This window comes from Streptomyces sp. S063 (genome assembly GCF_002832675.1).
Lineage (GTDB): Bacteria > Actinomycetota > Actinomycetes > Streptomycetales > Streptomycetaceae > Streptomyces > Streptomyces sindenensis.
In genome coordinates, this window is the sequence record NZ_CP021707.1 from 3720474 (window position 1) to 3732445 (window position 11972).

Genomic DNA, 11972 nt, shown 5'->3' on the forward strand with positions numbered 1-11972 from the left:
GGTCAAAGTCCTTTCGAGCTGCGGCGGGGCTGGTGCGGCCGACTCAGATGTCGAGGAAGCGGACGTCCTTGGCGTTGCGCTGGATGAACGAGCGCCGCGCCTCGACGTCCTCACCCATGAGCACCGAGAACAGGTCGTCGGCCTGCGCCGCGTCGTCCAGCGTGACCTGGCCGAGGACCCGGTGGTCGACGTCCATGGTCGTGACGCGCAGCTCCTCGGCGTTCATCTCGCCGAGGCCCTTGAAGCGCTGGATCGAGTCTTCCTTGATCCGCTTGCCGTTCTGCTTGCCGAGCGCCACCAGGGCGTCGCGCTCCCGGTCCGAGTACGCGTACTCGAAGTCGTCCCGGCCCCACTTGATCTTGTAGAGCGGCGGGCGCGAGAGGTAGACGTGCCCGGCCTCGACCAGCGGCTTCATGAAGCGGAAGAGGAAAGTCAGCAACAGGGTGTTGATGTGCTGGCCGTCGACGTCGGCGTCCGCCATCAGGATGATCTTGTGATAGCGGAGCTTCTCGATGTCGAAGTCCTCGTGGACCCCGGTGCCGAACGCCGAGATCAGCGCCTGGACCTCGGTGTTCTGGAGGATCTTGTCGATCCGGGCCTTCTCGACGTTCAGGATCTTGCCCCGGATGGGCAGGATCGCCTGGTACATCGGGTTGCGGCCGGACTTGGCCGAGCCACCGGCGGAGTCACCCTCGACGATGAAGATCTCGCACTTGGTGGGGTCGTTCGACTGGCAGTCGCTGAGCTTGCCCGGCAGCGAGGCGCTTTCCAGCAGGCCCTTGCGCCGGGTCAGGTCACGCGCCTTGCGGGCCGCCACGCGGGCGGTCGAGGCGGCGATGCCCTTGCGAATGATGTCGGCGGCCTCGTTGGGATTCCGGTCGAACCAGTCCGTCAGCTGCTCGTGGACGACCTTCTGCACGAAGGTCTTGGCCTCCGTGTTGCCCAGCTTGGTCTTGGTCTGGCCCTCGAACTGCGGCTCGCCCAGCTTCACCGAGATGATCGCGGTCAGACCCTCGCGGACGTCCTCGCCCGTGAGGTTGTCGTCCTTCTCGCGCAGCAGCTTCTTGTCGCGCGCGTACCGGTTGACCAGGGAGGTCAGCGCGGCGCGGAAACCCTCCTCGTGCGTACCGCCCTCGTGCGTGTGGATCGCGTTGGCGAAGGAGTAGACGCCCTCGGTGTACTGCGTGTTCCACTGCATGGCGATCTCGGCCGAGAGGAGCCGGTCCCTGTCCTCGGCCTCGATGTCGATCACCGACTGGTGAATGACTTCGCCCTTGCGGGAGTTGAGGTACTTGACGAAGTCGACGATGCCGTTCTCGTAGTGGTACGTGACGGACCGCGTCGCCTCCTCCTCGGGGACCTCGGTCGCCTCGGCGCTGTCCGCGCCCGCCGTCGCCTTCGCCGACTCGCGCTCGTCGGTCAGCTTCAGGGTGAGGCCCTTGTTGAGGAACGCCATCTCCTGGAAGCGGCGCGAGAGGGTCTCGAAGCTGTACTCGGTGGTCTCGAAGATGTCCCCGTCGGCCCAGAACGTGACCGTCGTACCGGTCTCGTCCGTGGCCTCCTGCTGGGCCAGCGGGGCGGTCGGGACGCCGAGCTTGTAGTCCTGGGTCCAGCGGTAGCCGTCACGCTTGACCTCGACGGCGACCCGGGTGGACAGGGCGTTGACGACGGAGACGCCGACGCCGTGCAGACCGCCGGAGACGGCGTAGCCGCCACCGCCGAACTTGCCGCCCGCGTGCAGCACGGTCAGCACGACCTCGACGGCCGGCTTCCCTTCGGACGGCACGATGTCGACCGGGATACCGCGGCCGTTGTCGATCACGCGCACCCCGCCGTCGGGGAGGATCGTGACGTCGATGGTGTCCGCGTGACCCGCCATCGCCTCGTCGACGGAGTTGTCGACGACCTCCTGCACGAGGTGGTGCAGGCCGCGCTCACCGGTCGAGCCGATGTACATGCCAGGTCGCTTGCGGACCGCGTCCAGCCCTTCCAGCACGGTGATCGCGCTGGCGTCGTACGAGGCGTCGACGGCGGCGGCGACTGCTCCCGCCTCAGCGGCTGTGGACGGAATGTTCTCGTTGGGGTTGCCGGAATCGGCCACGAAGCGCCCTTTCTGGCACAGCACAGGCCGTTCTCCGGACAGGCGGGAGCGGCTGCGTCGTTCGGCTTGTATCGACGACTCCCGCCTCGGCGGCGGGATTACTCACCAGTCTACCGGTAGCGCTGACATGAGTGGGGGTTTGCCGGTACCTGAGTACGCATGTGCCGCCCTGAATGAGCGGCTGACGACTCCCCATATTCGGGAAGGGGCTTCAAGAGGCCCTGAAGGGCTTTGAGCGCTTCGGCCTGTCAACCCACCGCTACGGTGAGGGACGCTCCGGCCGTACCGTCCGGTTTCCTGCCGCGCGAACCCTGACGAACCCACCCACAAGCTCGCCCGGTACACGACAATTCTACGCCGAAAGTGCAGCTCAGCCTTGCCGAGCGATGATCCGTACGGGAGGAGAGGGGGAGCGGGGAATCCGACCGCGGCGCGCATCGGGGCCTGAGCGCGCCCCGGCCCCGATGCGCCGGCCCGGCCGCCCTCGGCCGACGCCCCGAGGCTCAGCCGTAGGTGTCGCCCGGGCCCTTGCTGCCGGGGGCTCGCAACGGTCCGTACCGGCGCTCCGGGCCCCCCGGCCCGACCACCTTGATCATCCGTACGGTGCCCTGCCCCAGATCCGCGTTCAGCCGGGCCACCAGCTGAGGGGCCAGCAGCCGCAGCTGCGTCGCCCACGCCGTCGAGTCACAGCTCACCGTCAGCACCCGGGCGGCCGGATCGTCGTCGTACCGCAGGGGTACGCAGTGCTTCGCCAGATCGTCGCCGACGATCTGCGGCCACCGGCCCATCACCCCGCCGACCGCCGCGGGCGTCTCCCAGCCCCGCTCGGTGATCAGCCGGCTGATCGCGGAGCCCAGCGCCTGCGGATCCCGGCCGTCCGACCGGGCCCCCGAACGCAGCCCGCCACCCCGCCGGGCCTGCTTCTTCTGCTGCGCCGCCGCACCCCGCGCCCTGGCCTGCTCCTTCGCCGCCCGCAACGCGACCCGGGCCAGATCGACCCCGGACACCTCCGGCGGCTTCGGGCTCCCGGCCTCCGGCGTACCGCCGACCGCGCCCGCCTCGCCCGACCGCTCGTCCCGGCCGGTCATACGCGCTCCACCTCGCCCGCGGTCACCGCGTACCGCGTCCCCGCCAGCACACCCGGCACGTCCTCCGCCACCGCGGCCGTCACCAGCACCTGCTCGCCGGGGGCGACCAGCTCCGCCAGCCGCTCCCGGCGGCGGGCGTCCAGCTCGGCGAAGACATCGTCCAGCACCAGCACCGGCTCGTTGCCCTCGGAGCGCAGCAGCTCGTAACTGGCGAGCCGCAGCGCCAGCGCGTAACTCCAGGACTCGCCATGGCTCGCGTACCCCTTGGCCGGCATCCCGCGCAGGCCCAGCAGCAGATCGTCGCGGTGCGGGCCGACCAGGGTCACGCCCCGCTCGATCTCCTGCTTCCGAACGCCCGCGAGCGCCGCGATCAGCTGCTCGTACAGCTCGTCGCGGGTGCGCTCGGAACCCACGCCCTCGCCGACCGAGCTGCGGTACTCCAGCGCGACCGGACCACCGCCCGGCGCCACGTCCCCGTACGCCTTGTCGGCCAGCGGCTGGAGCGTGGCGATCAGATCGAGGCGCTGGGCGAGCAGCTCGGCGCCCACCCGGCCCAGGTGCTGGTCCCAGACGTCCAGGGTGGACAGATCCATCGAGCGGCCGCCGTGCCGACGCGCCATCGCCGCGGACTTCAGCAGGGTGTTGCGCTGCTTGAGCACCCGGTCGTAGTCGGAACGGACCCCGGCCATCCGGGGCGAGCGCGCGGTGACCAGCTCGTCCAGGAACCGCCGCCGCTCGCCGGGATCGCCCTTGACCAGCGCCAGATCCTCCGGGGCGAACAGCACGGTCCGTACGATGCCGAGCACGTCACGTGGTCTGACCTGCGAGGACCTGTTGATACGGGCCCGGTTCGCGCGGCCCGGGTTCAGCTCCAGCTCGACCAGCTGCGAGCGCTCGCCCTGGGTCACCGCCGCCCGGATCACCGCCCGCTCCGCGCCCATCCGCACGAGCGGGGCGTCCGAGGAGACGCGGTGGCTGCCGAGGGTGGCGAGATAGCCGACGGCCTCGACGAGATTGGTCTTGCCCTGCCCGTTGGGCCCCACGAACGCGGTGACGCCCGGGTCGAGAGGGACCTCGACCCGGGCGTACGAGCGGAAGTCGGCCAGCGAGAGATGCGTGACGTGCATGGTGGCCGACCTCTCCCGACGGTGCTTCGCAGGTTGTTGTGTGCCGGCGCGTGACCGGCGGGCCGATCAGTTCTCGGACTTGGACTCGACCGCGTGGCCGCCGAACTGGTTGCGCAGTGCGGCGATCATCTTCATCTGCGGCGAGTCGTCCTGGCGCGAGGCGAACCGCGCGAACAGCGACGCCGTGATCGCGGGCAGCGGCACCGCGTTGTCGATCGCGGCCTCCACCGTCCAGCGGCCCTCGCCCGAGTCGGCGGCGTAGCCCCGGAGCTTGTCCAGGTGCTCGTCGTCGTCCAGCGCGTTGACCGCGAGGTCGAGCAGCCAGGAACGGATGACCGTGCCCTCCTGCCAGGAGCGGAAGACCTCGCGCACATCGGTGACGGAGTCGACCTTCTCCAGCAGCTCCCAGCCTTCGGCGTAGGCCTGCATCATGGCGTACTCGATGCCGTTGTGGACCATCTTCGCGAAGTGGCCGGCGCCGATCTTGCCCGCGTGCACGGACCCGAAGTCGCCCTCGGGCTTGAGCGCGTCGAAGATCGGCTGGACCTTCGCCACGTTCTCGTCGGTGCCGCCGTACATCAGGGCGTAGCCGTTCTTCAGGCCCCAGACGCCACCGGAGACGCCGCAGTCGACGAACCCGATGTCCTTCCGGCCCAGCTCGGCGCCGTGCTTCTCGTCGTCGGTCCAGCGCGAGTTGCCGCCGTCGACGACGACGTCGCCGGGCGAGAGCAGCTCGGCCAGCTCGTCGATCGTGGACTGGGTGGCGGCACCGGCCGGGACCATGACCCAGACGACCCGCGGGCCCTTCAGCTTGCCCACAAGCTCTTCGAGACTGTGGACATCGGCGACATCCGGGTTGCGGTCGTATCCGATGACGGTGTGGCCTGCGCGGCGGATGCGCTCGCGCATGTTGCCGCCCATCTTGCCGAGGCCGACGAGACCGAGCTCCATCAGAGATTCCTTAAGCGTCGTGGCGATAAGCGTCGGGGCGTTTGCACCCACGACCGAGCCTACGCCCGGCGGGGGACAGCGCGGCGGGCCCGCTCCGCGCCGAGCGGGCCCGCCGGAAACTGCCGCGGAAAACGTCCCCCGATCGGGCGGGGGACGCGGGATCAGCCGGAGAGGCGCACCGGCATGATCAGGTACTTGTACGTGTCGTCCGCCTCGGCGTCGACGGCCGGGCGGCCGCTGAGCAGGGCGGGCTTGGTGGACGTGGTGAACGAGAGCTGGGCGACCGGGGAGTCGATCGCGCTCAGCCCGTCCAGCAGGAACGTCGGGTTGAAGGCGATCGAGATGTCGTCGCCCTCCAGCACCGCGTCGACCCGCTCCACAGCCTGTGCGTCGTCGCTGGAACCGGCCTCCAGGATGAGGACACCCTGCTCGAAGCTGAGCCGTACGGGAGTGTTGCGCTCGGCGACCAGGGCCACGCGCTTGACGGCCTCGACGAAGGGGGCGGTCTCGATCACCGCGACGGAGTTGAACTCGGTCGGGAACAGCGTGCGGTACTTCGGCAGGTCGCCTTCGAGCAGCCGCGTCGTCGTGCGGCGCCCGGCGCCCTCGAAACCGATCAGGCCCTCGCCCGCACCGGAGCCGGAGAGCGCCAGGGTGACCGTGTCACCGCTGGTGAGTGCCTTGGCGGTGTCCAGGAGCGTCTTGGCGGGCACCAGGGCGACCGCGGAGGCGTCGGCGTTCTCCGGCTTCCACAGGAACTCGCGGACCGCGAAGCGGTAGCGGTCGGTGGAGGCGAGGGTGACCGTGTCGCCCTCGATCTCGATCCGCACACCGGTGAGCACGGGCAGCGTGTCGTCGCGGCCGGCGGCGATGGCGACCTGGGCGGCGGCCGAGGCGAAGACCTCACCGGGGACGGTGCCCGTGGCGGTCGGCATCTGCGGCAGCGCGGGGTACTCCTCCACAGGCAGTGTGTGGAGGGTGAAGCGGGAGGAGCCGCAGACGACCGTGGCCCGCACACCGTCGGTGGAGATCTCCACCGGGCGGTTGGGGAGGGCGCGGCAGATGTCGGCGAGCAGCCGGCCGGAGACGAGCACCGTGCCGTCCTCGTCGATCTCCGCGTCGACGGAGACCCGCGCGGAGACCTCGTAGTCGAAGCTGGAGAAGCTGAGAGCCCCGTCCTCGGCCTTCAGCAGAAGGCCCGCGAGAACGGGCGCCGGCGGACGGGCCGGGAGGCTGCGGGCCACCCAGGCCACCGCCTCCGCGAGTACATCGCGCTCCACCCGGATCTTCACCGGAACCGCCTCCTGCTGTTGCTCGCTCGCCCTGCTGGCCTTCGTCGTCTGGACCGGAGCCCGCTGCCGAGACGGCGGAGGCTCCGGGGTCCAGTCTGACGTACGGCACCGACAGCCGTTGCTGCTCGGGGTCAAGTCGGGCCAAGAGGTTCGCGGCGGTCGACGGTCGAGTTGTACACAGGCCCCACTTCGAAGCGGATTCCTGGCTAACTCTGGGTGGTAGTAGTAGTAGGCCTTGTGGATACCGTGGATAACGTCGTTTGCGCAGGTCAGCGACTGTTTTTTGTCCACCGGTCCTGTGGGTGGGGCCCGTGGACAACCTGGGCCTTCTGTGGACGGACGGAAGTTCTGCACACCCGATGCACAGGAGGGGTCCACTTCTCCCCAGACCTGTCCCCAGCTTTACCCCTGTTCCCCACAGCCCAACCCAGCCCCTTGGTGTGACGCCTTTCACTCCGGGCGGTGAGAGCGGGTGTTGCGTTGCCGAACAGTGGACAGGGGTGTGGAGAAACGGGGCCAAGCTGGGGACAACACCGCCCAGCCTGTGGGCCGCCGGTGGACAACGTCGACGACCCCTTGTGGACGAAGATTCTGTCCACAGCCTGTGGATCATCGTTGGCCACAAATCCCCAACCACGTGACCTGGCCTGATGGAGTATCGACAGCGGGCCCTGTGGACGCAATATGGACAACTTCCCGGTCCCCAGGCTGTGGACGGAAGATTGTTCGCACATCTGTGGAGAAGGGCCTCTGAGCTGCCCGTATTCGAACAGCGGGGGTGCGGAGGGGCGCTCGTCGCGGGCTCCGGAAACGCGAAAAGCGGCTGCCGCGGACCGTGGGAGGTCCGCGGCAGCCGCCTCGGAGGAACGCTTCAGGAGAAGCAGGCGGAGCCGGGTCCGACCGGGTGAGAGCCGGCGTGAGGGCTTGCAGGAGGGCTTGTGTGAGGGGCGGCGGGGCGGGAGCCGGGGTCAGCCGTTCTTGATGCGGTTGGTCAGCTCGGTGACCTGGTTGTAGATGGAGCGGCGCTCCGCCATCAGCGCCCGGATCTTCCGGTCCGCGTGCATCACCGTCGTGTGGTCGCGACCGCCGAACTGCGCGCCGATCTTCGGCAGCGAGAGATCGGTGAGTTCACGGCACAGATACATGGCGATCTGGCGCGCCGTCACCAGGACCCGGCTGCGCGAGGATCCGCAGAGGTCGTCCACGGTGAGCCCGAAGTAGTCCGCGGTGGCCGCCATGATGGCCGGGGCCGTGATCTCCGGGGCCGACTCCTCGCCTCCCGGGATCAGGTCTTTGAGGACGATCTCGGTCAGCCCGAGGTCCACCGGCTGCCGGTTCAGCGAGGCGAAGGCGGTCACCCGGATCAGGGCGCCCTCCAGCTCACGGATGTTGCGCGAGATCCGCGAGGCGATGAACTCCAGTACCTCCGGCGGGGCGTTGAGCTGCTCCTGCACCGCCTTCTTACGGAGGATCGCGATCCGGGTCTCCAGCTCGGGCGGCTGGACATCGGTCGTCAGACCCCACTCGAAGCGGTTGCGCAGCCGGTCCTCCAGCGTCACCAGCTGCTTGGGCGGCCGGTCGGAGGAGAGCACGATCTGCTTGTTCGCGTTGTGCAGCGTATTGAAGGTGTGGAAGAACTCCTCCTGCGTCGACTCCTTGCTCGCCAGGAACTGGATGTCGTCGACCAGCAGGATGTCCACGTCGCGGTAGCGCTTGCGGAAGGTGTCGCCCTTCCCGTCGCGGATCGAGTTGATGAACTCGTTGGTGAACTCCTCCGAGCTCACGTACCGCACCCGGGTTCCCGGGTAGAGGCTCCGCGCGTAGTGCCCGATCGCGTGCAGCAGGTGGGTCTTCCCGAGCCCCGACTCCCCGTAGATGAACAGGGGGTTGTACGCCTTCGCGGGCGCCTCGGCCACGGCGACGGCCGCGGCGTGCGCGAACCGGTTGGACGCCCCGATGACGAAGGTGTCGAAGAGGTACTTCGGATTCAGCCGGGCATGCGGTTCGCCGGGACCCGGCGCGGGGGCCGGCTGAGCGCCCATCGGGCCGGGGACCGAGCCGCCGGTGCGCCCGGGGCCGTGGCCCGGACCCGTCTGGCGGTGCTGCGGCTGCTGCTGGTCCTGCCGGTCGGGGCGCTGCTGCTCGTACCCCTGGTGCTCGGGCGGCTGCGACCGGTAGTCGTGGCTCGGCTGCTGCGGACGCCCGGTGCCGTAGGGCTCGCGCCACTGCTCGGCGGACTGGTCCCGGTACTGCTCGGCGGGCTGCTCCCGGTACTGCTCGCTCTCCCGGTACGCGTCACTCTCGCGGTACGGCTCACCGGCGGGCTGCTCGCGGTCCTGGTAGCCGCTGTGCCGTGGCTGCTGCCAGGAGAGGTCCTCCTGGGTACGCGGCCAGGCGCCGGGCTCCGGGCGCTGCTGCTGGTAGTCGGGGTAGGCCGGACGGGCCGTCGGCATCCCGTCGTCGGAGGGCCGGTGGCCGTATCCGTCGTACGCGTCGCCCCGAGGAGCGTCGTCGCGCGGCTGCGCCGGGTAGCGGTGGTCCTGCTGGCTCCCGTGCGGCTGATGCGACTGGTGCATCGGAGGCGCCGGCGGAGCGGGGGGTTCGCCCGCCGAGTCGTCGACGGTGATCGCGATCCGGATGGGGCGGCCGCACTCCCGGGTCAGCGATTCGCTGATGAGCGGCGCGAGCCGGCCCTCCAGGACGCGCTTGCCCCATTCGTTGGGGACGGCCAGCAGTGCGGTGTCGGCGACGAGTGCCAGCGGCTGGCAGCGCTCGATCCACTGCTTGTCCTTCGGCTCGATGCCCTGCTGGCCCTCCCCGAGGAGTTGTTCCAGCACTCGCGGCCACACTGCGGCAAGATCGGCAGGTACGTCAGCCACAAGGCACGCTCTCTCGCATGTCCCACGAATGTGTGGTTCTCGGGACGGGATGGGTCGGGTGGGGTGAGGCCCGGCAGTCGGGAAGGAAAAGAACCGGAGTTCAGCCACGGTAGTCAGGCCGACCCGCGCGGTTCAAGTTGTTGTCCACAGGCTGTGCACAATGGGGGGTCGCGCGGAGCTGGTTTGACCGGATGGCGTAGCCGCGCGTACCGTGACCAGGTCGAGTTGTCGATGGCTGCTGCCGCCTGCCTCCGATGGGCAAAGATCACGATCTGTGATTGTGAAGCGGTGCACTAAGGCGTTTACGCGAGTTCCTCGTGGGCGCACGGTGACAGCCAGGCGATGTCCCGCCAAGACACGAATCATTTCTGGAGCCCCCGAGTGAGCAAGCGCACCTTCCAGCCGAACAACCGCCGCCGCGCCAAGACCCACGGTTTCCGTCTGCGCATGCGTACCCGTGCCGGCCGTGCGATCCTCGCGAACCGCCGCGGCAAGGGCCGCAGCAGCCTGTCCGCCTGATCGCTAACAGGTCCATGACGTGCTGCCTACCGAGAATCGGCTGAGGCGGCGCGAGGACTTCGCGACCGCGGTACGACGAGGACGTCGAGCCGGACGTCCGCTGCTCGTCGTCCATCTACGCAGCGGTGAAACGGACCCGCACGTGACAGGGGAGACTGTTCCCCGCCGCGTGCGGGTTTCGTTGTCAGCAAGGCCGTGGGAGGCGCCGTCGTCCGCACCGCGGTGAAACGGAGGCTTCGCCACCTGGTCCGAGACCGGCTGGCTCAGCTGCCCCCCGGTAGCCTTGTTGTCGTACGGGCGCTGCCCGGTGCGGGCGACGCCGACCATGCACAGCTGGCCCGAGACCTGGATGCCGCTCTTCAGCGGCTGCTGGGAGGGGGCGCGCGATGAAGTACCCGCTGCTTGCTCTCATCAAGCTGTACCAGTGGACGATCAGTCCACTCCTCGGGCCTGTCTGCCGTTATTACCCGTCGTGTTCCCACTATGGATATACGTCGATCGACAGGCACGGTGCCATCAAGGGAACAGCGCTGACCGCCTGGCGCATCCTGCGGTGCAATCCGTGGTCACCCGGTGGTGTGGATCATGTTCCGCCTCGTAAGCGTCCGCGGTGGCACGAGCTGCTGCGCAACGCCCTGCGCGGCGAAAAGGGCGGGGAGTCCGCCGCTGAAGTGCCGTCCGGGGGGTCGGTCTCCGAACCTCCGAGCCCGGCCGCAGAGACCTCGCCCAATGCTCAAGGAGCCTGATTAGTGGACACGATTGCCAGTCTGTTCAGCTTTATCACCACACCTGTCTCATGGATCATCGTCCAGTTCCACAAGGTCTACGGAGCGCTCTTCGGCGATGACTCCGGATGGGCCTGGGGCCTGTCGATCGTGTCCCTGGTGGTGCTGATCCGGATCTGCCTGATCCCGCTCTTCGTCAAGCAGATCAAGTCGACCCGCAATATGCAGGTGCTCCAGCCGAAGATGAAGGCGATCCAGGAGCGCTACAAGAACGACAAGCAGCGTCAGTCCGAAGAGATGATGAAGCTGTACAAGGAGACGGGCACCAACCCGCTCTCCTCGTGCCTTCCCATCCTGGCGCAGTCCCCGTTCTTCTTCGCCCTGTACCACGTGCTGTCGTCCATCGCCTCGGGCAAGAAGATCGGCGCGATCAACCAGGACCTGCTGGACAGCGCGCGTCAGGCCCACATCTTCGGCGCCCCGCTGGCCGCGAAGTTCACGGACAGCGTCGAGAAGGTCACCTCGCTCGACGCGTCCCTCACCGACGTCCGGATCGTCACCGCGATCATGATCGTGCTGATGTCGGCCTCGCAGTTCTTCACCCAGCGCCAGCTGATGACGAAGAACGTCGACCTGACGGTCAAGACCCCGTACATGCAGCAGCAGAAGATGCTGATGTACATCTTCCCGGTCATCTTCGCCGTGATGGGCATCAACTTCCCCGTCGGTGTCCTCGTCTACTGGCTGACCACCAACGTCTGGACCATGGGTCAGCAGATGTACGTGATCAACCAGAACCCGACGCCGGGCAGCAAGGCGCAGGACGCCTACCTTCAGCGGGTGCTCAAGAGCGTGACCTCCCACGGCGAGGTGCGGGGCCGTACCCGGCGCAAGATGGTCAAGGCGATCGTCGCCAAGGGCTCCGACCGCAACGACATCGAGCGCAAGTTCATCACCGGTCTCGGCAAGCTGGGTCTCGCGGCCCAGGAGGACGGCACGGTGGCGAAGAGCGAGGCCGCCGTGGCCGACGCCGAGGGAAGCCAGGCGCACAGGCGCCAGCAGCCCAAGCGCCAGACCAAGGCGAAGCGCCAGACGGCCGGTCCCGCGACGGCGGGAGCCAAGGCCACGGAGTCCGAGGCCGCCGGCTCCAAGACCTCGCTCGAGAAGGACGCACCGCAGGACAGCAAGCCGAAGTCGGCGGGCAAGTCCGCCTCCGGCTCCTCACGCCAAGCCAAGTCCGGACAGCGCAAGGGTCCGCAGCGGCCCAAGCACCCGTCCAAGAAGTAAGAA

The 11972-nt window shown here is 68.6% G+C and carries 9 protein-coding genes and 1 pseudogene; 4 read left to right on the plus strand and 6 right to left on the minus strand.

The features are described from left to right. Nucleotides 1-43 precede the first annotated feature (43 nt). The 6 genes from gyrB to dnaA all read right to left on the minus strand — a co-directional run bounded on the left by gyrB (nt 44) and on the right by dnaA (nt 9546). Nucleotides 44-2125, minus strand: coding sequence for a DNA topoisomerase (ATP-hydrolyzing) subunit B (gene gyrB / locus CCZ36_RS17080; RefSeq protein WP_069735707.1), 2082 nt, complete (start codon nt 2123-2125; stop codon nt 44-46). 479 nt (nt 2126-2604) lie between these two features. Beyond that, nucleotides 2605-3108 carry a DUF721 domain-containing protein gene (locus tag CCZ36_RS17085; protein ID WP_030707447.1) on the minus strand — a complete coding sequence of 168 codons (504 nt, stop codon included), beginning with the start codon at nt 3106-3108 and terminating at the stop codon, nt 2605-2607. A 77-nt stretch (nt 3109-3185) separates the two neighbouring features. Beyond that, nucleotides 3186-4316 carry a DNA replication/repair protein RecF gene (gene recF, locus CCZ36_RS17090; RefSeq protein WP_069743613.1) on the minus strand — a complete coding sequence of 377 codons (1131 nt, stop codon included), beginning with the start codon at nt 4314-4316 and terminating at the stop codon, nt 3186-3188. Between the two features lie 66 nt (nt 4317-4382). After that, on the minus strand, nt 4383-5267 hold the full coding sequence (gnd, locus tag CCZ36_RS17095; RefSeq protein WP_069735705.1) for a phosphogluconate dehydrogenase (NAD(+)-dependent, decarboxylating): 885 nt from the start codon (nt 5265-5267) through the stop codon (nt 4383-4385). 161 nt (nt 5268-5428) lie between these two features. Then, the gene (dnaN, locus tag CCZ36_RS17100; RefSeq protein ID WP_032764581.1) at nt 5429-6559 is read right to left on the minus strand and encodes a DNA polymerase III subunit beta; all 1131 of its coding nucleotides are present in this window, start codon (nt 6557-6559) and stop codon (nt 5429-5431) included. Nucleotides 6560-7527: 968 nt separating this feature from the next. After that, entirely contained in the window at nt 7528-9546 is a 2019-nt protein-coding gene (gene dnaA / locus CCZ36_RS17110) for a chromosomal replication initiator protein DnaA (protein ID WP_443069811.1), read from the minus strand. A 273-nt stretch (nt 9547-9819) separates the two neighbouring features. Between dnaA and rpmH the strand changes: the two genes are divergently transcribed. The 4 genes and pseudogenes from rpmH (at nt 9820) to yidC (ending at nt 11969) form a co-directional block, all read left to right on the plus strand. After that, nucleotides 9820-9957, plus strand: coding sequence for a 50S ribosomal protein L34 (gene rpmH / locus CCZ36_RS17115; protein WP_003967884.1), 138 nt, complete (start codon nt 9820-9822; stop codon nt 9955-9957). A gap of 19 nt (nt 9958-9976) precedes the next feature. Beyond that, nucleotides 9977-10347, plus strand: a pseudogene (rnpA, locus tag CCZ36_RS17120) (ribonuclease P protein component). Continuing rightward, nucleotides 10344-10703 carry a membrane protein insertion efficiency factor YidD gene (gene yidD, locus CCZ36_RS17125; protein ID WP_079134237.1) on the plus strand — a complete coding sequence of 120 codons (360 nt, stop codon included), beginning with the start codon at nt 10344-10346 and terminating at the stop codon, nt 10701-10703. Before rnpA ends, yidD begins: the two are co-directional and overlap by 4 nt. Nucleotides 10704-10706: 3 nt before the next feature. After that, on the plus strand, nt 10707-11969 hold the full coding sequence (gene yidC / locus CCZ36_RS17130; protein WP_069735703.1) for a membrane protein insertase YidC: 1263 nt from the start codon (nt 10707-10709) through the stop codon (nt 11967-11969). The last annotated feature ends 3 nt before the right edge of the window (nt 11970-11972 follow it).